This is a genomic window from Nonomuraea sp. NPDC050691, assembly GCF_040654455.1.
Taxonomy (GTDB): Bacteria; Actinomycetota; Actinomycetes; order Streptosporangiales; family Streptosporangiaceae; genus Nonomuraea.
The window spans coordinates 1-21091 of record NZ_JBFAIA010000145.1 but is presented as its reverse complement, the minus strand read 5'-3'; the positions used below and the strand labels follow the sequence as shown (position 1 = coordinate 21091).

Sequence of the window (21091 nt, the reverse complement as noted above, 5' to 3'; positions counted from 1 at the left end):
GGCCCTTCTCGGGCCGGGCGACGGGCCGGCTGACGGTCGCCGTCCCTAGTGGCGCGGTGTCCGGAGGCTGGGCACCGGGACGCGGGACCAGTCGGTGTCGGCGCCCAGGTGGAAGCTGGGGTACGCCGGCTGGTTGTAGCCCGTCTGCTGCCGGGCCACGTCCGCCCGGTACTGCGGATCTTGCATCAGGGTGTAGAGCTTGTGAGCGGTCAGCTCGGTGCTGAGGTGGATGCGGATCGCGGAGGAGTCGGCGGTGCGCAGCAGCAGTTCCTCGCGCCAGTCGCCGAAGACGTCCGCCACCAGCCCCGGGTTGCCCTTCGTCCAGTTGTTGGCCAGCGTGCCATCGGCGGTGAGCAGCCGGCCGCGCTTCCAGTCGTCGATGGTGGGCGTCTGGAGCTCGGTGGTCGCGGTGCCGTTGACGAACTGCGTGGTCAGGTCCGCGGCCCAGCGGATGCTCATGTTCGTGCCGGGGGTCTCGCGGCCCAGGTGCTCGCCGCGGACCGACCACAGGCCCGCCTCGATCGCCTGGTCGGGCGGCATCGAGGACCACGCCTCCAGGCCGCGGACGGCGGGGTCGATGTCGCCGACCATGCCGCGGCCGGTGTCGCGGCCGCTGTAGCCGCCGAAGATCACCTCGCCGGTGCGGGCGTCGCGCATCGCCCACCCGTACGGCGCCCACGCGCCGCCCTCGTGCACCGTCCAGATCTCCAGACCCGGACGGTCGGGGTCGAGGTCGGCGACGTGCATGGCGTCGCCGTGCCCGAGCCGGACCCGCCGGCCGGGCACGTTGCTCTGCGGCGGCGCCACGGCGAAGGAGGAGTACAGCAGGTCGCCGTCGTCGTCGATCGTCGCGGCGCCGTAGACGATCTCCTGCTTGCCGTCGCCGTCCACGTCGGCCGCGCTCATCGAGTGGAAGCCCTGCGTGGTGATCGTGCCGAACTCCGGATCGGTGCCGTCGACGCCGTGCGGGGAGGCGTTGAACGGGTTGGCCATGGGCACGTGGCCGCTGTCGACGTACCAGCGTTCCTTCAGCCTGCGGCCGTCCCAGTCGTAGGCGACGAGGGTGGTGCGCGTGTAGTAGCCGCGGGCGAACACCGCGGACGGGCGCCGGCCGTCGAGGTACGCGACGGCGGACAGGAACCGATCGACACGGTTGCCCGGCTCGATGCGGCCCATGGCGTAGTCGCCCCACAGCAGGCCGTCGTCGCCGCGGCCCGGCTTGTACGGGACGGTCTGCAGCTCGCGCCCGCCGGCGCCGTCGAACACCGTCAGGTACTCGGGCCCGGTGAGAACGAACCCGGCGAACTCCCGCAGCTTGTTGTTGCCGCTGCGGCCGGGCGCGTAGACGTCGACGAGGTGGGTGGCCAGCTCGACGGCGTCCTCGCGCGACAGCGGATAGCTGCGCGGCGGCGTGGCGAGGCCGAACGCCTGCTCCAGCGTGGCCGGCCAGCGCCCGGCGACCACCTCGGGGTGTTCGTGCCACTTCATGAACATGCCGACGACGTGCTCGAAGTAGCCGGCGGCGCTCTTGCGGTAGTCGTCGCCGTGGGAGTACCCGGCCTGGACATCGCGGCGGGGCATGGTGATGTGGCGTTCGGACACCACCCGGCCGTCGGGCGCGTACCGGATGACCTTGGTGCCGGGCGCGGTCTTGAGCATCGTCTCCGAGCGGCCGTCGCCGTCGAAGTCGTAGACGAGGAACTGGGTGTAGTGGGCGCCGGAACGGATGTTGACGCCCAGGTCGAGCCGCCACAGCAGGGTGCCGTCGAGCCGGTAGGTGTCGAGGTAGGTGTTGCCGGTGTAGCCGCGCTGGGAGACGTCCTTGGCGTTGGAGGGCTCCCACTTGACGACGTACTCGTAGCGGCCGTCGCCGTCGACGTCGCCGACGCTCAGGTCGTTGGCGGCGTACGTGTACGCCTCCCCGGCCGGGGTCACCCCGTCGGCGGGCTTGCGCAACGGCAGGTCGTACGAGCCGGCGGACCAGGGGTTGACGGCGGCGCCGCGCCGCCCCTCCCGGCCGCGGGTGACGGGGGCGACCTGGTAGCGGGAGGCGGGCGCGCCGGCGGGATCGAGGTAGTTGGTGCTGTCGGTGACGGTGGCGATGGGACGGCCGTCGCGGTAGACGCGGAAGTCGGCACCGCTCACGCCGGTGGCGCCGTGCCCGGTCACCTCGTCGCCGAGCAGCCGCCAGCTCAGGAACACCCCCTGAGTGGTGGCCGCGGCGACGAGGCCCCGGTCGAGATGTTCGAGCTGGACACCCTTGCCGGGCCGGTGCTCGCCGGCGTCGGCCGGCGCCGCCGGGAGTGCGGCGCACACCAGGGCGGCCACGGCGGTCACGAGGGCGCGGCGGACGCCGCGGGGAGGTCTCATGTGGGTACGGGCTCCCGAGGCCGGGAGGCGGCCCCCGCGTCCGCCTGCATGGATTAAAACGATCAAACGTATGGTGAGATTATGCGCGAGTCGGGAGCCTGTCAACGGTGGGTGTCAGGCGTATTCGTGGGTTGAATCGATTCGGTTCCTCCAGGGACCGGTCCACTCACCAAGGCAGCACGTTCCAGGCCGTGAGGAGGAGCAGCGAGCCGAGTCCGAAGTCGAGCACGAAGCAGAACTCGGCGAGTGAGCGGTCGACCACCTTGTCACGGTGATAGGTGACCGCGTCCCAGACGGCGTGTCCGATGGCCGCGCCCGCCGCCAGGTGCGCGGCCAGGAACGGGCCGGTCATCATCGCGGACAAGGCGACGGCGCTGAACCCGGCGAACCCGAGGACCTGGATGACGAGTTCGCGTCGGTCGATCCGGGAGCCGCGGAGGAACCCGTACACCGCGAACCCGGCACCCATGGCGAGCAGTGTCGCGGTCGGGTCCAGCCCGGTGGCCTTGGCGACGACGACGGCGAGGACCGCGACCCCCAGCATCACCCAGCCGCTCCGGCGGGAGCCGAGCGCGGCGGCGGCCAGGTAGCACATCGCCGCCAGGATGATGATCATCGCGGTCACGTGGGAGTCCAGGCCGCCCGCGGCGTTGCCGATCAGCGCGAGGAGGCCGACCGCGCTGGGCCAGCGCGCCAGAAGATGACCGCCGATGCCCGGACGACGGCGGGAGTCGTGTCGCGGCAAGGCGGGGCGGTCAGCGGGGTCATGAGGGCTGCCGGGTCTCGTCGTTCTGTTCATGGCGACACCTTGAGCCCGGACGCCGCTCACTGACCCCGTGCGGTCTGTCATGGAAAGAGCGTGCACATCGCGTGAGGGGGGTGTTCTCGTTCAGACCCAGCCGTTCTCGCGCGCGGTCCGGTAGGCGTCCCTGCGGGACCCGGCCCCCAGTTTGCCGGTGATGGAGGCGAGGTAGTTGCGGACCGTTCCCTGGGAGAGGAACAGCGCGCGGGCCACCTCGCGGATCGGCTGGTCCTCGCGGGCGACCGACAGCACCTCGGTCTCGCGCGGCGTCAAGGGCGACGGTGGCGCGGTGAGCGCGTCGGCGGCCAGCACCGGGTCCACATAGCGCTTCCCCTCGTGCACCCGGCGTACGACGTCGGCCAGCGCGGTCCCGGGCGCCCCCTTCGCGAGGAACCCGCGAGCGCCCGACGACAGGGCCTGCCGCAGCACGAACGGGCGACCGTGACCGGTGAGGATCACTCCCGCGCAGGCGGGGAGCGCCCGGCCGAGTTCGGTGATCACGCCGATGCCGTCCACCTTCGGCATCTGCAGGTCGACGACGGCGACATCCGGCCGGTGCGCCAGCCCCCGCTCGATCGCCTCCCGGCCGTCCGCGGCAGTGGCGACCACCTCGATGTCGGGCTCTCGTTCCAGCAGCGCAGCCAGCGCGGCCCGGATCAGCTCCTCATCCTCGGCGATGAGCACCCGGATCGTCGTCGCGTTCACCGTGGCGGGATCCGGCCGGGCGGGTACTCCACCCGCACCTCGAATCGCCCGTCGGCGACCGGTCCGGCGACCAGACGTGCGCCGGCGGCCGCACAGCGGGCCGCGAGCGAGGCGAGACCGGTGCCGCCGACCGGGTCCCCCTGCGCCGCGTCGCGATCGCGTCGTACACCATCGTTCACGACCATCAGTGTGGGGTACGGCGGCGTGCCGGCGAAAGTGATCGACACCGTCCGGGCGTCGCTGTGCCGGAGCACGTTCGTCACCGATTCCCGCACGACGGCGGCCAGCAGCCGGGACATGGAGTCCGGCATCCGCGCGATGTCGCCGGCGTCGGCATCGATCGTGGTCTCGATCCCGGCCGAGGCCAGGACGAGTCCGGCCGACGCGAGCTGGGGGGACAGACCGGCGACGGTCTCGCCCTGCACCGCCTGCCGGGCCTCCGCCAGGGTGGCCGCCGCGATCTTCCGGATCTCGTCGCTCTCGGCGGCCGACCTGGCCGGCTCCCCAGCCGCGAGGCCGGCGGCCAGCTCGGCCTTGAGGGCGATGATGCCGAGGCGGTGGCTGAGCACGTCGTGCAGTTCACGACTGACGCGCAGCCGCTCCTTCGCGATCGCCAGCTCGGCCTCGGCCTCACGACCGGCCTTGGCCACCCACAGCAGCCGCAGCAGCCACACGGGAACCTGCCCCATGAGCCACACGACCGCGGCGCAGCCCAAAGTGATCAGCACATTCGCGGGCACGGAACCGCCGAAGACGACACCGCCGGCCATCGCGGCGACGCCCAGGACGATCGCCACCACGACCCCCGCCCGCAACGTCACCAGAGCGCTCGCCCCGATGGCGCATCCCGCCAGCCATGACCACGGCTCCTGACCGGTCTCCGCCCACGCGAATGACGGCAGCCACAACGCGAGAGAGACGATCGACAGCAGACCCACCAGCCGCGGTCTGGTTCCCGGCGACGGCGCCGGGCTGACGGCGCTGCGGAGCACCAGCACCAGAGCCATGCCGAACACCACGAGCCCCCCGGCGAACGCCGCGGTGAGCAGTGCGGACGGCGGCCGGGTCAACGACCATGGGATGACCAGCGCCCACGCGAAGTTGACGATCAACGCGCCGAGCACGATCAGCCGAGGGCTCGATGAACCCGCCCATCGGGTACGCCTCATCGGTCTCCTTCTGCGTGGGCCGGCGGATAGGCGGCCAGTCTCGGCGGCGCGCCGGCCGGCCGACAGATGACAACTGTCAGCACTACCAGATGCGGATCGGGGAGAAGTCCGGCACGACCGCTCGCCGCGGAGGTGGAGCAGATCCGTCGTGGGTGATCGTCGGGTAGCGCAGCGGTTCCTCGACCTCCGCGGCGACCATCTTCGGGTCTTCGCTCGCGCGGAGGAGGGCCAGTTCGGCGGAGTGCTGGAGCAGGGCGAACGTGCCCACGGTGGCCGGTTCGCCGGCCAGGACGTACGCACCCGCCGGCGAAACGCTCGCCCCGTGACTCGACGTAGGCGGCGCCGGCAAGGGCCACGCGACCGGACCGGGGAGAACCGCGGGATGCCGCGCGGGTTCGACGGTGTCCGCGACGTTGCCGGAGGGCTCGACTACACCAGTGCGTGCGGAACTCCTGCGAGCAGATCTTCGTGACCGACGACGACGCGGTGAGCCCCGGCTCCCCCTTGCGCAGAGGGGAAGCCGGGGCCTGGAGCCAGCCGGACCTGGGCCCCGACCGGCGGCTCAGCCGTAGTAGTCACGGATTTCCCAGAAGCGGGAGGGGTGGCTGTCGCAGGTGTACTGGACGGCCTCGATGTTGTTCTCGGTGCTGACGCCGCCGGCGATGGTGAGGCATTTGCCGGTCTGAACGTTCCGGAACTGGATGTGCTGGCCGACCTGACTGCCGAGCGCCCAGTAGCGCGAGGGGTGGCTGTCGCAGGTGTACTGGAGGGCGACGATGTTGTTGTCGGTGCTGACGCCGCCGGCGATGGTGAGGCATTTGCCGGTCTGACGGTTCTTGACCTGCAGGTACGCGCTGGAGTAGCCCCAGACGTCCCAGCGGCGTGAGGGGTGGCTGTCGCAGGTGTACTGGACGGCGTGGACGTTGTTGTCGGTGCTGACGCCGCCGGCGATGGTGAGGCATTTGCCGGTCTGCCAGTTCACGAGCTGGACGTTCGACGCCGCCCAGACGGCCGTGGACGACGGTGCGGCGGACGCCGGGGTGGCGGTGGTCGCGCCGAGGGCGAGGAGGGGAGCGATGACGGTTGCCGCGCGAAGGATGTGTGACTTCATGTGACACAGCGTGCGGGCGTGGGGCCGGCATGGCTTGAGTACCTCGTACTCAATGTGCCCCTTGGGTGGGTTGCTCCGGGGAGGTTGCGGCTTGGGCGGCAATGAAGATCTCGAAGGCGGGGATCGCAACGCGACCACGGCCACGAGCTACGGTCTGCCTGCCGCGGGATGAGCGGCCATGAAGACGGAACGTCCCCCCGCCCTGCCGGGCAGGGGGACAATGGACCGCCGCGGGTCACACCGGGCGCTTGGCACCCGATTCGCCGTCGGCCAGCACCATGGCCCCTTGCGGTGATGGTTGTTGCGGCTTGCGGATCACGGTATCCGCATGCGCAGGAGTGACGCCCAGCGCCAGCACGGCGACCAGGCCGGCGGCCGCAGCGGCGGCACGGCGAGTCCAGGTGCGGGTCTTCATACGGTCTCCAGTCGGCCGATGATCACGACAGTACTGTCCACCAGCGTCAGTGCTACCTCCCCGTCCGTCCACCCCCGAAGGGCCGAGTGGCCACAAGCGGACAGGCCCTCGCACCCGCAGCCGTTCACGACGGCTACGGGCTCGCGTCGGTCTCGGTCCAAGAGGCCGAGACCGGTATCCGATATGGGGGAGCACTTCCTCGGTCTTCTCTCGTGAGGAGGCGGTGGGCTCGTTGCTGGAGGAACTGGCACGGCGTGAGGCTGTGGCCCGGCAGCGGATGGGGGAGATCCGCAAGCAGATCGTTGTGTTGGAGTCACAGCTGGAGGGCGGGCACGACCGGCTGTCACGGCTGGTGATCACGCGCGAGACGGTGGAGGAGATCCTGGGCGCGGCTGCCCGGCTCGTCCAGGAGCCCGTGCGAGCGGCCGAGGTCGTCGACGCGGCCAGAGCGGGTGGTGCGGTGCCGGTGCTCGGTGTGGTGTTCATGCCGACCGGACCCGGTGGTCCCCGAGGTGGCCGCGCAGGCCGACGGCGGCTCATGGGATGACATCCCTCCGTCATTCGCCTCGTCACCGGACGGGGGGTGTGGCGGGGCTCTAACGCCGTCAGGTTCGTCGACGCCTTCTACGGCGGGCAGATCCTGCTGCCGTGCACCGGGTTCACGGTTGACCGCCCAAGCCGCCGCGTTACCATCCCGGTGCCGCGACGGCATCGACCGCGCGAGATCAAAGCACAGTCCAACCTGCAAGAAGGCCGCCACGCCCCGGCCCGGCGGATCTTCCACGGCAAACGCGGCCACCTGTACCAGCGCTACCACGAAGGCATGGAAGACCAGCTCGGCGCACTCAGCCTGGTCCTCGACGCCGTGGTGCTGTTCGACACCCGCTACATGGAATGCGGCCCTTGGGAGACCCCGGCGATGTTCATGACGATGAGATCAACGGCTGACAGGCCTGCCACCTCGCAATTCAGCCATGGATCGGCGGCGAGGACTCGACGGTGACGCCGCATACAGCGTGTCTGCCGGGCTTGGTCAAGGGGAGCGTCCTGGACCGGAGGTAGTGCTGGGTCTACCGGCGTTTCTCGCCTCAGCGCCCATGTGCCAAGATCCTCGCGCCGGTTGGATTGAGGCATGACATCGACAGATATGGTCCAGTTGTGGTCGGTGAGCAGGGTGTACGGCTCCGGCGACCAGGCGGTGGCAGCGCTGGACGCCGTGACCACCGGATTCGCGCCGGGCACCTTCACCGCGGTGATGGGCCCGTCCGGCTCGGGCAAGTCCACCTTGCTGCACTGCGCCGCCGGGCTGGACCGGCCCAGCGACGGGAAAGTCGTCATCGACGGCACTGACCTCGGCACGCTGACCGAGAATGAGCTGACGCTGCTGCGCCGCGCTCGGGTCGGGTTCGTCTTCCAGTCCTTCAACCTGGTCTCCGCCCTGACCGCGGAGCAGAACGTCGCCCTCCCACTCCGCCTGGCGGGGCGCCGGCCCGGCGTGGAGCAGGTGCGTGCGGCGCTGGCCGAGGTCGGGCTGGCCGAGCGGGCCAGGCACCGGCCCAGTGAGCTGTCCGGCGGCCAGCAGCAGCGCGTGGCGATCGCCCGCGCGCTCGTCACCAAGCCCGCGGTGATCTTCGCCGACGAGCCGACCGGCGCTCTGGACACCGCGACCTCCCGATCCGTACTGAAGCTGCTGCGCGGGATCGTCGATCACCAGAACCAGACCGTGATCATGGTGACGCACGATCCGGTCGCGGCCGCGTACGCCCACCGGGTGCTGTTCCTGGCCGACGGCCGGGTGGTGGACGAGCTCACCGGAGCCCCGGGGCCGGAGACGATCGCAGCCCGGATGGCGAGCCTTGAGGCAGCGGCATGCTGAAGCGAGCCAAGAAGCATGTCGCAGCGCCGCGCACAGCATGGCAGGTCCAGGGCGCGACAGGCCGCCGGGGGCGCGGTGGCGGTTCACTCGCCCTGGCCTGGGATCTGGCGCGCGGCCGTTGGGGCAGCCTGGCCGGCACCTTCCTCGCGCTCGGCCTGGCGGTCGGCATCCTGTCCATGACGGGACTGGTCTTCGCCTCCGCCCAGCCTCAGGTTCCCGCCCGGTACGCAGGCACGGCCGTCCTGGTCAAGACACCCTCCACCGGCGGAGAGATCAACGGCTTGTTCTACCCGGACAAGCCCTGGTCGCCCGAGCAGGCCCGGTCCCTGGCCGAGCGGCTCGGCCGGATCCCGCAGGTGGCGGCGGCCGTGCCCGACCACGCCTTCTACGCCCAAGCGGTCATCGGCGGCAAACCCGTCGCGGGTGACACCCAGGGTTACCTGTGGCCCAGCGCCGCGCTCGCGCCGTACCGGCTGGCCGCGGGCAGGCCCCCGGCCGGCCCCGGTGAGGTCGTCGTGAGCCGCGCGCTCGGGCTGGCACCAGGCCGACAGGTGACCGTACTCACCGCCGACGGGCCGGCGTCCTACTCGGTGTCCGGCACGGTGGCGGGCCCCGGCTACTACTTCGCCCAGGCGCGGACCGGCGGGGTGCGAGTCATCGGGCTGGTGGCCGAAGCCGGTGCGGACGTCGCGGCGATCGAGCGTGCGGCCCGAGCCGTCGTCAGCGCCGAGGGGCTGGTCCTAAGCGGTGAGGCCAGATCGGCGACCGAACCTGTGGCGGACGTACAGACACGGTGGTTCGGCTACCAGATCCTCAGCGGCATGGCGATCCTGGTGGCGTTCACGGCCGTGTTCATCGTGGCCTCCACCTTCGCGTTCGGCGTCGCACAGCGGCGCAGGGAGTTGGGGTTGCTGCGGACGGTGGGCGCGACCCCGCGTCAGATGCGTGCCCTGATGCACGGCGAGGCGCTGGTGGTCGGCGTGGCAGCCGCCGCGGTCGGGGTCGCTGCCGGTACGGCGTGCGCTCCCGGCTTCGGCCAGACCCTCGTCGATCTGGGATTCCAACCGCGGAGTTTCGCCGTGGAGATCCGGCTGTGGCCGATGCTCGCATGCTTCGCCGCCGGGCTGGCGGTGGCCCAGCTCGGGGTATGGGCGGCTTCGCGACGGGCCGCGAAGGTGGCGCCGCTGGAGGCGTTGCGCGAGGCCGCGGTGGACGAACGCCCGATGACGGCCGGCCGGTGGGTGTTCGGAGCGTTGTTCACCCTCGTGGGGGTGGTGGTCGGTGTCTTCATCGCCGGTGAGTCCGACAGCGTGATCCAGTACGCCTTCTACGCGGCGGGATCGCTGATCGTCGGGCTCTCGCTGCTCGCGCCCGCGGTCATCCCGCCGCTCGTGCGCACCGTGTCGTGGCCGGTCCGCAGCGGAGCGATCGGCATGCTGGTGCGCCAGGGCGCACTGACCGCTGTGCGGCGCACCGCCTCGACAGCGGCGCCGGTGCTGGTCACGGTCGGTTTCGCGGTGCTGGTCACCGGGATGGTGGAAACCAACGTCGGGGCCAACGGGCTGCGCCGTGCCGCCGCCGTCCAGGCGCAGTGGGTGCTCGCGCCGCAGGACACACCGGGCCTCACCGACGCCGCGGTCTCGGCCGCGGGAGGCTCCTCCACGCTGCCGACCACCGTCTACACAGGCGACAGACCCTTCAGCGCGATCGGCGTGGCAGGCAAGCGCAAGGCGGACGTGATCGCCGGAGACCTGCAGGACCTGCGAGGCGGCCAGACGATGGCCGTGGCCGAGTGGGCCGCTCGCGAGCGCGGTTGGCGCGTCGGCACCGCCGCGCCGATGGTGTTCGAGGACGGGCGAAGCCTGCGGCTCACCGTGGTCGCGGTGCTCAAGAAGGTCCCAGCCGACATCCTGCTGACTCGCCAGACTGTACGCGACCACGATCCATCTGCACTGACCGAACCCGTCTACCTCCCCGCCCCCACGGCTGTCCCGGCGGACACCGCAGCCGTCATCGAGAAGGTCACCGACCGGATGGCCAGCATCGAGGAACATGAAGACGAACTGGTCTGGGTCTTCGTGCTCATCCTGGTCGGGCTGTCGGTGGGCTACAGCGCCATCTCCATCGCCAACACGCTGCTGATGGCCACCGCCAACCGGACCACCGATCTGCGCACGCTGCGGCTGTCGGGCGCGACCACCGGCCAGGTGCTGCGGACCGTCGCCCTGGAGTCGACCCTGGTGGTCGCGATCGGCGCGCTGCTCGGCATCGCGGTGGCCGTGACGGCGCTGGTCGGTATCACCACAGGACTGACCAACATGATCGGCATGACCGTCAGCATGATCCTTCCCTGGCCGATCATCGGCGCGGTCATCGGCATCTGCCTCCTGCTCGCCGTCGCCGCCTCGGTCATCCCAGCCAGAACCGCGCTACAGCCACCCCGCCCGTAGCGACATGGCAGCTCGGGTCACGCATGGCCTGGCCGTCAGAGACCCCGCGGCCACGGCCGCGCAGTGGGCCGAGGCCGACCGCTACGACCCGGGCGCGGTCGACGCCGACGGCCGCTGGCGGCTCCGGTTCCGCGCGTACGCGATCCGCAGCGACAAGGGTCGCACCATCGTGGACGCCGGGATCGGTCCGGCGGACGGCCCGGCCGTCTCGTGGGCGCCCGTGCCCGGTGTGCTCCCCGAGTCGCTCGCCGCCGCGGGCATCGGCCCGGCCCAGGTAGACACGGCGGTCAGAGAGATTTGGAACGGAATCCGGCGTTAGTGGGGTTCTCCCAGGTCAGTGAACCCCTGTCGTTGCGGTCTTCCGGACGTGGGTAACGCCGGATTCCGTTCCATCGCACAGGCGGTTGGCGGCGAAGATTGATCATGATGCGGGAGGCGACCCTGGGTCTCGAGGTGGTGAAGGTGCGGCGGGCGGCTGGTGCCGGTCTGGGATGATCTGAGGCATGGCGCGTGGTGATGGCGGCGGCAGGGATGGCAAGGGGGAGCCCGAGGGGCGGCCGATGAGCGACGTGGACCGCATGAAGGACGGGCGGGCCGTATGCCTGTTGCTACTCGCCGGTCAGCAGCACACAGCCATCCTCGCCCCCGCCTTGGACAGCCCGATCGCGCCGAATGAGGCCCTCGGAGTCGTCCGGGCCACAGTCCGGCCCACCGGCGTCCTCATCGCTGTCCAGCCCGTAGGGGCCGAACGGCCCGTGCTCGCCCGGCCCGGTGGCGCCGGGCAGCAGGGCGCCCCCCTTGGCCCGGTGAAACCGGGGTTGAGGAACCCAGGAACAGCCGTTGGCGCTTAGAACGATCTTGGTCGAAGGGTGACGTCCGGCTTCGGCTTGTGATCCTCCTACCTGGAGGTCTCTGGCCCGTGGATGATGCGATGGATGGTGGAGCGTCCGACGCTGTACTCGGTGGCCAGGTCGGCCAGGGACACCTCGCCCTCGGCGTATCGGCGGCGGATGGAGCGCCGGGCGGTTCGGGCAGTTTGGGTTGCTTGCCCTTGAGCTTGCCGTTCTTCTTGGCCAGCGCCATGCCCTCGCGGGTGCGCAGGTTCCCGAGGTTGGCCTCGAACTCGGCGACCATGGCGAGGGTCTGCAAGAACGGCCGCCCGAACGGGTCGTTCCAGTCGTAGACCGAGCCGCCGAGTCCGAACAGGACGCCGCGTCTGGACAGGTCGGTGAGGATCTGGTTGGCCTCGGCCATGTTACGGGCGAACCGGTCGAACTTGGTCACGGTGAACACCGACCCGTTCCAGACGGCGGCCAGCGCCTGGTCGAGGCCGGCGCGGTTGCGGCGGGAGGTGCCGGAGAAGCCGCGGTCGATGTAGATGCGCTCCTCGGGGATGCCGAGGGTCAGGAGCTGCTCGGTCTGGATCACGACGTCGTGCTCGTCGGTGGAGCAGCGGGCGTAGCCGACGCGGGTTCCGTTCACGCGCTCCAGTGTTCCGGATAGGGGGCCTTCACCGGAACAGCGTGTGGAACACCTATACGGAACACCCTGGCCTGGGGCTCTGTATCGGCTGGCGGGTGTTCCGATTGAGGATCCCCCTACGGAACTTCCGTTCACTCCAGCCGCTATCTTCCTGGTCAGAGGGCAGGTGACTTCCTGCTGGCGTCGGGTGCGGCGAAGTAGGCGGCGCTGTCGGCGTCCGTCGGGTAGTACGACTCGATCGCCACCTCGTCCAGGGTGATGTCCATCGGAGTGCCGAACGTGGTCGTCGTCGAGAACAGCCGCAGTTCGCGCCCGCCGAAGCGGAAGATCATCGGGATAGTGACCTCGGACTCGACCGGTTGACTCGCGTCCCCCGAATGGGGAGCCAGGAGTTCCTCGTAGAGCGCGGTGAGCTTGGGGTCGGGAGCTGTGGCGAGCTGCCGTCCGATCCGGATACGCAGCAGCGCACGCACCTGCGCCAGGTTGACGATGTGCGGAGCGAGCCCGCGCGGGTCCAGCCCCAGGCGCACCATGTTGATCGGCGGTACCAGCAGGTCGGGGGCGACGCTGGTGAGGAACGGGTCGATGGCGCGATTGCTCATCACGATGTCCCACCGGCGATCGATGGCCAGCGCCGGATACGGCTCATGCGCGCGCAGGACCCGTTCGATCGCGTCCCAAGCCGCCGCCAGCCCCTCCTGATCGAGCGGCCGCTCGGCATAGCGGGGGGCGAAGCCGGCAGCCAGCAGCAGCCGGTTGCGCTCTCGCAACGGCACGTCGAGCTGCTCGGCCAGTCGCAGGATCATCTCGGCGCTCGGGCGGGACTTGCCGGTCTCCACCAGGCTGACGTGACGAGCCGACACATCGGCGGCGATCGCGAGATCCAGCTGGCTGAGCCGCCGGCGATGCCGCCACTGCCGCAGCAGTTCCCCCACCGTGTACATGGACGACGATGCTACTCATCGAAAACCCGAACGCCATGAAATGCGATTTCATCGACAAATATCCCGGACGCTGGAAACACTGCTGCCCGTGACTACGCAGAACATGACCCACGACAACAAGAGCATCGTCCAGCAAGCGCTGACCGCACTGGTCGCGACCGGCGACGTCGACGCGCTCGCGCCATTGCTCAGCGACGACTTCCTCCACCACCGTCCGGACGCGACCTCCAAGACGAAGTCAGAATGGCTGGCCGCCGTGGGCGCCGCACTCGTCCCGCTGGCCGGCATGCAGGTCGAGATCCAGCATGTGCTGGCCGACGGCGATCACGTTGTGATGCATTCGCGGCGCCAGCTGCCCGGTGCCGGGCCGGAGATCACGGTCGTCGACATCTTCCGGCTCGACGACGGTCTGATCACCGAGGTATGGGAGATCATCGAGCCAGCGTCCCAGGCGGCCGCCAACCTGACATGGTGGGAGAGTCGCTGATCTCCGACCCGGCCGCAAGCCGGCGGCCGCGGCCGTGAACACCGGGACATCGGGGACGGCACCATGCCCCACAGGCCGTGACCGCAAGCCTGGGTTCTACACCCCCTCCTCGTCCACGCCGTCGTCGGGAAGGTCAGGGATCTCGCTGAGCGGCCGCAGGCCTTCGGCCGGTGTGGAGGAGGAGATGGAGTATCGGCCCAGGACGTTGAGATGGGCGTGGCCGAGCGGAGACAGCCGGGCGGCGTCGGAGTCCTTGACCAGGACGCCTTCGGCGCACAGCCGGTCGACCGCGGCCGACAGGTACTTCGAGTTCCACAACGCGACCGCGTTGACGACCAGCCCCAGAGCCGCTAGTTGATCTTCTTGCCCTTCGCGGTACGCCTTGCGGATCTGCCCGTTGCTCCCGTGGTAGATCTTGCGGGCGAGCCGGTGCCGGGACTCCTGGACAGTGAGCTGCTTGTTCAGCCTGCGGCGGTAGGTGTCGTCGATCGGGTCCAGGGTCGACAGCAGGTGGAGGGTCTTGTCGATGCGGCCGTACTCGGCGAACGCCTGCCCGAGCGGGGTGGGCCGTCCGTTGCGGGCGAACATGCGCAGCAGGTCGTAGGCGCGGACCTGGTTGGTGACCAGCGACCCCGCGACCCGGGTCATATCCGACCACTGGGTGTGAATCTTCTGCCGGTTGATCCTGTTGCGGCCGATCGCCTCCAACGGCCCGTAGTCGCTCGTGGTGTTGCTGTCAGCACCTCCGAGCGCCAGAACCGCTGGTCGCCCAGGTCGGCGAAGCGGGGCGCGAACCGGTAGCCGAGCATGGAGGAGATCCCGAACACCGTGTCCGAATCGGACGCCTGGTCGGTCGTGACGACCTCGGGCTGCGGACCGGCATCGATGTTGATCACAGTGTCGAGATGTACAGCGAGTCGCGCGGCGTGCCGGGCACGACCATCTGCCCGATCCCCATCACCTGATCATTTACTGCGTTCAAGAGCGTCAGGCCGCGCTTGTACCCGAAGTACTTCGGCGATGGGGCGGCGTTGATCGTCTGGACCGGGACGACGAACCGCAGCCCGTCGACCCAGGCCAGCAGCCCGCCGCCCCACAGCGCCACGATCGGCACGGTGCGCTGAGCCTGGATGAGGATCGCGTTGGCGGCGGCGTGCGTCTCGGCCCGCACGTAGTTCTGATCGACATGCGACAGGCGGCCTCGGGTCAGCGCCTCGTCCCCGTCCTTGATCACCGGGGTGAGGCCGACGTTGCAAGCCTCGCTGATCAGCAGCGCCACCAGCGGATCGGGGCAGGTCGTGCATGCGCGTGGAGATGTCAGCCAGGTGCACATAGGCGTCCAGGAACCCGGTCCAGGAGTGCACCTCCAGCAGCAGCTCGGGCAGATCGATGCGCGGCAGCATCGCCTGACAGGCCGCGCGCAGCCACTTCAGCGATGAGCTCTCACCCAGCGCGCCGAGCTTCTCCACCGACAACCGGGCGTGCCCATCGGCCGGGGTGACCACCCGGACCAGGGCGTCGTCACCGGCCTCCTCGAGACGGCCGGCCATCTGCCGCCACGCCGCGTCCAGCGCCAGCAGCTTGGCGTCCAGATGCGCCTCGACCGGATCGGTGAGCGACAGGGAGGCCAGCACGTCCTCGCTGATCGCCTCCCACGCCTTGCCGTCCAGCAGGTGGGCGCGCGGGTCGGCCCACCGCAGCGACGGCGCGGCGAACACGTCCCGCACCTGCAGCGCCCGAAACAGCCCCTCCAGGACACAGACCACATACGCGTCACGGTCCACCGCCCCCTTGGCCAGTTCGGGGTTGGCGAACACCGACCGCTTCCACGCCGCGGTCACCAGGGACTCGTCGATCTCCTTCGGGAGGAGCGGCTTACGAGAGACGTGCCGGCGCGCCAGCTCCGGCAACCTGCGCACCGCGGCCAGGACCTTGCGGCCTCCGGCCGCCGCGCCCAGGGCCTTCGACTCGCCCAGCAGCTTCAAAAACGGGCGGACGGTGTTGTACTTGTCCACCAGCGCCGCGCGCAGCGCCGTCTCGGCCGCGCCGTCGTCGTCGGGGACGAGCTCGTCGACCTGTTCCAGCGCGGCCAGGACCTGCTCCTTGCTCGCCCCGGCTTCGGCGGTGACGGCCGTCCACAGCGCCGCGACATCCAGGTCTGCGCCCGCCTCGGCGACCAGGTCGAGCTGCTCGATGAGCACCCGGCCCGCCCGGACAGCAGCCGGGAGGCCTTCTCCAGCTTCGGCAGCATCGACAGCCGGTCGCCCGAGGATTTGCGGCGCGCCGGCGAGATCAGCCGCGAGGCCATCAGCAGCGCAAACAGATCCAGGGCGTCGTCGATCGCCTCAGCCTCCAACGACCGGGTCACCGCCAGCATCGTCGCGGTCTTCCTCGGTTCGTTCAGACGCGCCAGCAGCGGCGCTTTGCTGCCCGCCCCATACTTGGCGAGCGTCTTCATCCGCCGGACCGGCACCTTATCGACCCGCACCCGCCCCAACCGGAACCGGGCGATGTCGTCCACCCGCTGCAGCGCCCGCGCCATCTCCGTGCCCGACTGCCGCTTGGGCGCCTGCCGCAGCCGCTCCAGCTCCGACATCCGCGCCCCTTCAGGAACCACCAGCAGCCCCGACAGCTGGCGCCGCAACGCCGGATCAGCGCGCTCCACCTGACGCGCCACCGTCGCGTACAAGCGCTCGTCGGCCTGCTCCCGGACGCTGGCCACCAGCCGTTCCAGCACCGTCACCCCGGGCAGCAGCACCCGATGCCGGCGCAGCCACGCCACCGACTGATCGAACAACGCCGTCGGCCCCTCGGCATGCGTCCACGCCCGGCCGTGCAGAAACGTCCGGAACCGCCTCGCCAGCACCCGCCCCTCCCACGACTCGTGATCAGCAAAGTCGTGGTAGCCGTAGGCGTCCCGGATCATCCACGCATGCTCATACGCCGTCTTCGGCCGCTCGGAGTACCTCTTCACCTGCGAGGGATCGCCGATCTGCAGCTGCTCGGCCAGATAGTCCACCACCGACCACGGCACCGCCAGCGGATCCTCCAGGAACAGCCCCTTGTAACGGACCGTCCCGATCTGGACGGCCACGCCCAGGCGATGCGAGTCCTGGCGCGACTTGGCGATCACATCGCGATCGAACGCGTCCAGGAAGAAGAACTTCTCCAGATCCGACAGCGACGGCAGCTCCTCGAACGCCGAGTACGCCTTGAGCTGGTCATTAGACAGGAACCCCACAGGCATGAGCGACGACGATAGCCACGCCGCCTATCACCCAGTAACCACCAGACAGACGCCAAATGTCAGGTTCCTTACCAGACATGATCAAGCCTGGCTCGCGCCCCAGGCGAGCAAGATCATTCTCGGCGCCAATGGCTGTTCTTGGGTTCCTCAACCCCGGCCTACGGGCCGTAGCCCCACATGCTCGCTCTGAGCTGGGGGAACAGTCGTAGCGTACATTTTTCGTTCCGCCACGCTCTGACCCGGAAACGAGCAGGCCCGCACCGGGAAGGTGCGGGCCTGCTCGTGGCGGTGCTTCGTCAGGCGGAAACGATGTTCTCGGCCTGCGGGCCCTTCTGGCCCTGGGTCACATCGAAGGCCACCTTCTGGCCCTCGTGCAGCTCGCGGTAGCCGCCCTGAGAGACGATGTTGGAGAAGTGGGCGAAGACGTCGGCGCCGCCGCCGTCCTGCTCAATGAAGCCGAAGCCCTTTTCCGAGTTGAACCACTTCACGGTTCCGTTAGCCATGTCGATCTCCTCTTGATAGGTGCAGAACCGGAATCCGCTCTGTACGAATCCCGCGTCGCCGCGATAAGCCCACCCGGAGAAGACCGGCAACAAAAAATGCACCTGTCGCTACGTAGCGTCAGGTGCACACAAGTTTCATGGGGTACCACAACTGCAACTAGACACAACCTAGCACACCTTCAGCTGTGAAGCGTACGCCTCCTCGTGGGCGGGGGCCGCCGCCCTCATAATCAACCCCCTCGAGTCGCGCGAACGGCCGGCTGATGCCGGTGCATCGCGTCGTCGCACAGCGGCTGGTCACTGTGACATACCGGGTGAGGTCCCTGTTGTCCCACGGGACCACGTCGACGCATGGGTGCGCCGCCTACCTGAGGCATGCGCACCCGGACCCGTGGTATGTGAGGGCCGGCCGCCGCCCGATCGGCTGCTGTTCATCGAGACGCTCCGCCCACCTGCTTGATCGCACTCTGCTACTGACAATGGTGTCGCGGCCCGCTGACACTCTCCTGTCGCTCAACATGTGCCCCCGGCCGTCCGGTCGCCCCGGAAGGCACAGACGGACGCGGGAGGACCATCACGGTGTAATGCCGAGGTGTTGCTTGATCGTTTGAGGGCGTCCGGGCGTGTTCGCGAATCCTGAGGGTGCACGAAAGAAGCTGGCGGAGCAGTGCCGATGTTCGGGGCGCGGGTCTGACGGGCGGCGGCCGGGACCGGCCTCCAGAGCCGCACGCCCGGCCGCCGACCCGCCGGACCCGCACCCTCGGTAGAGGTTCCAGCCGAGACATCCTTCTTCCGCCAACGAACAGTGACCCGCGGGTCGCCCCCCGCCCTCTAGCTTCGGCGAAGGCACCAGCGGCCGGTGGACGGAAGCACGGCCATGAGTAAGGCTGCAGCCGCTGAAACAGCCGTCAGCGGACTCGCGACGAAGAGGGGCACGATCACTGAGGCGGGTGTGTCCACCGTCAGTTCCCCACCCGTCGCAAAGAATTGCACGATGGCACTCGTGCCATGCAGAGCCAGCGTGCCGCCGGATATCGCGATCATCCGACGCCCGGACGCGTTGCGCTGGGACAGCAGCCGCGCGCCCATGGCGAGCACGATCGCCTCTGCCACACTCACCGCCAGATTCGCCAACATCAAAAACCCGAACGGCTCACCGGGGAAGCGTAGGAACATTTCGGCGGCCTTGAAGATCATGACCATAAGCCCCGGAATGCACAGCAGTGCCAGGGTTATCGCGGCGGTCGCGGTGCCGCCACCGTGCCTGGTCGCCGCCATCGGACCTTCCATGGGATGCCCGGGATGGGGAGGCTTTGCGCCTGCGCGCCCATCCGCCGGCTCCGCCTCGGCACTGGGGCGTCGTGGGTCTGCCTTGCCGGCGTCGTGGTTCGCTCGATCACCGTGCACGCTTCCGCCAGTCTCGCCGCCAGTGGGGTCTGGTGGTTCAGGGGCGCTTGACCAGGTCGAGGTGCGAATCACCGTGCCACGTTCGCTGATCATGGCGGTGATGCCCGGCGGGAGCCAGCGGGTGGCGTCGGCTGCGGGTGCCTCCAATTGGTCGAGGATGTCCTCTAGCTTCGGCCGGTCGGCCGGGGCTTTGGCCAGGCAAGAGCGCAGCAGGGGCGCGATGTCAGCGGGGATTCCGTCGAGGTTGGGTTCTTCGTGGACGATCCGGTAGACGATCAGGTCGGCCCTGCCGCCGCCGAACGGTCCGATGCCGGTGGCGGCGTAGGCGAGCACACACCCGAGAGAAAACACATCGCTTTCCGGGCCGATCCGACCGGCCCGGGCTTGTTCAGGAGACATGAATCCGGGGGTGCCGATGATGCGTGTGGAGGCATGCACGGCGTCGAGAGCCTTGGCGATGCCGAAGTCGATGACGCGCGGTCCGTCGTCGGCGAGGATCACGTTGCGGTGGGTGAGGTCACGGTGGACCAGGCCACTTGCATGGATCGCGGCCAGTCCCTCGGCTAGGCCCGCCCCCAACACACGGACCGCCGAGGCCGGCAGCCGTCCGTGCGCTGTGACGGCCTCGGCCAGAGAAGGGCCGAGTATGTAGGCGGTGGCCAGCCAAGGCGGATCGGCGTCGGGGTCGGCGTCGACCACCTGGGCGGTGTAGAAGCCGCCGACCCGGCGGGCTGCCGTGACCTCCTCGGCGAACCGACGACGGAACTCCGCATCGCCGGCTAGTTCAGCGTGCACCACTTTCACCGCGACTGCGCGGCCGCCGCGGGAGCGGGCCAGGAAGACCCGGCCCATCCCGCCGCTGCCCAGATGACCGATCAGCCGGTACGGCCCTATCTGTCGGGGACCGCCATTCCGAAGAGGATCCATCGCCCCATACTCCTGCCCAAGAGCTCCGGCGTCCGGCTGATCTTCGCATCTGTATAACGCCCCCGAGTGGAGGGCCGTCCTCGGCCGGGGTCGGCGGTTGAGGAACCGGCGGACAGCCGTTGGCGCTGGCAAGGATCTTGGATCCTTGCCATTGAAAGGCGGCACGTTCTTTCGGCAACGCCGCCGGTCGCGACGCGGGCGGTCTTGATGATCGTAGAGAGAAGGTGCTTTCGGCTGTGGCCAGGACGCTGTGGCCTGGACGGGTCAGCGGCCGAATCCGCGGCTGGGTCCGTCGTGGCCGCGGCTGGGTGGCGGCCGGTAGGCGTCGGACCGCTGGCGTCGGGCCGTGGGGGCCGGCCGGGTGGGGCTTTGCGCGGCGTGGCGTTGGCGTTCGGTGTGTTCGGTGCGGGCGGCGTGTTCGTCAGCGCTCCGCTCAGGCGCGAGGTCGGCGCGGCGCAGGGTTTCGCGTTGCAGGGCGGCGAGTTCGGCCTGGGCGCGCTGCTGGGTGTCCTCGCGTTCCAGGTCGGCGTGGCGGCGGCGTATGAGCGGCCAGACGGTCGCGGGTGGGGCCTGCTCGGCGGCGGCCCGGGCTTCCGTCTCCAGAGCGGGGCCTTGGGCGCGGACGGGCGCCAGGTGTTCGCGCACCCGGGCCTGCGTCTGGCGCAGGCCCTCGAGTTCGTCCTGGAGTTGGCGGCGGCGCGTGCGCTGCCACGGGCGTAGCTGGTCGAGCTCGCGCTGGATATGGCGTTCGCGGCCGCGCAGCTCCTCCAGGCGGGCGTGGCCGTCCTGGACGGCCTGGCGGGCCTGCTGCAGCCGGTCGGCGGCGGCGGCCGCGGCCTCGATCTGGCGCACCTGCGCGGCGCTCTGCTCACGGGCCTGGAGGAGGGCGCGCTCGGCGGGGCCGCCACCCTCACAGGCGTAGCAGAGCATCTCGTGTTCGGCGGCTTCAGCGGTGGCTGCCGCGGCGGCGACCTGCTCGGCCAGCCGGGCCGCGCGGGCGCCGAGTTCGGCATGAGGCAGCAGGCCGACGCCGAAGGGCTGCTGGCGCAGCGCCAGCAGGGCGCTGGCACGCCGTACGGCGGCCGCCGCCTCCTGCTGGGCTTCCTGCAGCCGGGCGCGGTCCTGGTATGCCTGCCGCTGATGAAGGAGGGCGGTGCGGTCGTCGGCCTCGACTTCGACGCCTCCAAGGCGTGGCC

The 21091-nt window shown here is 69.9% G+C and carries 16 protein-coding genes and 3 pseudogenes; 6 read left to right on the top strand and 13 right to left on the bottom strand.

The features are described 5' to 3' along the window. Positions 1 to 45 precede the first annotated feature (45 nt). The 7 genes from AB0H81_RS34150 to AB0H81_RS34120 form a co-directional block, all read right to left on the bottom strand. The gene (locus AB0H81_RS34150; RefSeq protein ID WP_358383050.1) at positions 46 to 2370 is read right to left on the bottom strand and encodes a rhamnogalacturonan lyase; all 2325 of its coding nucleotides are present in this window, start codon (positions 2368 to 2370) and stop codon (positions 46 to 48) included. A 166-nt stretch (positions 2371 to 2536) separates the two neighbouring features. Then, positions 2537 to 3169, bottom strand: coding sequence for a hypothetical protein (locus AB0H81_RS34145; RefSeq protein WP_358383048.1), 633 nt, complete (start codon positions 3167 to 3169; stop codon positions 2537 to 2539). Positions 3170 to 3259: 90 nt separating this feature from the next. Then, positions 3260 to 3877 carry a response regulator transcription factor gene (locus AB0H81_RS34140; protein ID WP_358383045.1) on the bottom strand — a complete coding sequence of 206 codons (618 nt, stop codon included), beginning with the start codon at positions 3875 to 3877 and terminating at the stop codon, positions 3260 to 3262. Next, on the bottom strand, positions 3874 to 5046 hold the full coding sequence (locus tag AB0H81_RS34135; RefSeq protein ID WP_358383042.1) for a histidine kinase: 1173 nt from the start codon (positions 5044 to 5046) through the stop codon (positions 3874 to 3876). The genes AB0H81_RS34140 and AB0H81_RS34135 overlap by 4 nt, the downstream gene beginning before the upstream one ends. Positions 5047 to 5128: 82 nt before the next feature. Continuing rightward, positions 5129 to 5314: a hypothetical protein gene (locus AB0H81_RS34130; RefSeq protein WP_358383039.1), complete on the bottom strand. Its 186-nt coding sequence runs from the start codon at positions 5312 to 5314 to the stop codon at positions 5129 to 5131. A gap of 294 nt (positions 5315 to 5608) precedes the next feature. Beyond that, the gene (locus AB0H81_RS34125; RefSeq protein ID WP_358383036.1) at positions 5609 to 6157 is read right to left on the bottom strand and encodes an RICIN domain-containing protein; all 549 of its coding nucleotides are present in this window, start codon (positions 6155 to 6157) and stop codon (positions 5609 to 5611) included. Positions 6158 to 6392: 235 nt separating this feature from the next. Beyond that, positions 6393 to 6572 carry a hypothetical protein gene (locus AB0H81_RS34120; RefSeq protein WP_358383033.1) on the bottom strand — a complete coding sequence of 60 codons (180 nt, stop codon included), beginning with the start codon at positions 6570 to 6572 and terminating at the stop codon, positions 6393 to 6395. A gap of 223 nt (positions 6573 to 6795) precedes the next feature. Here AB0H81_RS34120 and AB0H81_RS34115 point away from each other — a divergent pair, with 223 nt between their 5' ends. From AB0H81_RS34115 to AB0H81_RS34095, 5 genes and pseudogenes are all read left to right on the top strand, one after another. Beyond that, entirely contained in the window at positions 6796 to 7119 is a 324-nt protein-coding gene (locus tag AB0H81_RS34115; RefSeq protein ID WP_358383030.1) for a hypothetical protein, read from the top strand. Positions 7120 to 7299: 180 nt separating this feature from the next. Next, positions 7300 to 7467, top strand: a pseudogene (locus AB0H81_RS34110) (Tn3 family transposase); the annotation flags it as partial. A 237-nt stretch (positions 7468 to 7704) separates the two neighbouring features. Further along, a complete protein-coding gene (locus tag AB0H81_RS34105; RefSeq protein ID WP_358383027.1) occupies positions 7705 to 8448 on the top strand; it encodes an ABC transporter ATP-binding protein in 744 nt (247 codons plus the stop codon). Then, positions 8442 to 10898, top strand: coding sequence for an FtsX-like permease family protein (locus AB0H81_RS34100; RefSeq protein ID WP_358383024.1), 2457 nt, complete (start codon positions 8442 to 8444; stop codon positions 10896 to 10898). Before AB0H81_RS34105 ends, AB0H81_RS34100 begins: the two co-directional genes overlap by 7 nt. Positions 10899 to 10902: 4 nt before the next feature. After that, positions 10903 to 11217 carry a hypothetical protein gene (locus AB0H81_RS34095; protein WP_358383021.1) on the top strand — a complete coding sequence of 105 codons (315 nt, stop codon included), beginning with the start codon at positions 10903 to 10905 and terminating at the stop codon, positions 11215 to 11217. A gap of 401 nt (positions 11218 to 11618) precedes the next feature. On the opposite strand, the gene AB0H81_RS34090 is transcribed toward AB0H81_RS34095, so the two are convergent. Beyond that, a complete protein-coding gene (locus tag AB0H81_RS34090; protein ID WP_358383018.1) occupies positions 11619 to 12380 on the bottom strand; it encodes a recombinase family protein in 762 nt (253 codons plus the stop codon). A gap of 155 nt (positions 12381 to 12535) precedes the next feature. Beyond that, complete coding sequence (locus AB0H81_RS34085) at positions 12536 to 13324, bottom strand: helix-turn-helix transcriptional regulator (protein WP_358383015.1); 789 nt, start codon at positions 13322 to 13324, stop codon at positions 12536 to 12538. Here AB0H81_RS34085 and AB0H81_RS34080 point away from each other — a divergent pair. Further along, on the top strand, positions 13323 to 13811 hold the full coding sequence (locus AB0H81_RS34080; protein ID WP_358383012.1) for a nuclear transport factor 2 family protein: 489 nt from the start codon (positions 13323 to 13325) through the stop codon (positions 13809 to 13811). The genes AB0H81_RS34085 and AB0H81_RS34080 overlap by 2 nt on opposite strands. Positions 13812 to 13907: 96 nt before the next feature. Here AB0H81_RS34080 and AB0H81_RS34075 read toward each other — a convergent pair. The 4 genes and pseudogenes from AB0H81_RS34075 to AB0H81_RS34060 form a co-directional block, all read right to left on the bottom strand. Next, positions 13908 to 17058 (bottom strand): annotated as a pseudogene (locus tag AB0H81_RS34075) (Tn3 family transposase). A gap of 296 nt (positions 17059 to 17354) precedes the next feature. Further along, positions 17355 to 17561, bottom strand: coding sequence for a cold-shock protein (locus tag AB0H81_RS34070; protein ID WP_357889456.1), 207 nt, complete (start codon positions 17559 to 17561; stop codon positions 17355 to 17357). An 831-nt stretch (positions 17562 to 18392) separates the two neighbouring features. Continuing rightward, a complete protein-coding gene (locus AB0H81_RS34065) occupies positions 18393 to 19895 on the bottom strand; it encodes a serine/threonine-protein kinase (RefSeq protein WP_358383009.1) in 1503 nt (500 codons plus the stop codon). Between the two features lie 264 nt (positions 19896 to 20159). Next, positions 20160 to 21091: pseudogene (locus AB0H81_RS34060) on the bottom strand (hypothetical protein); the annotation flags it as partial.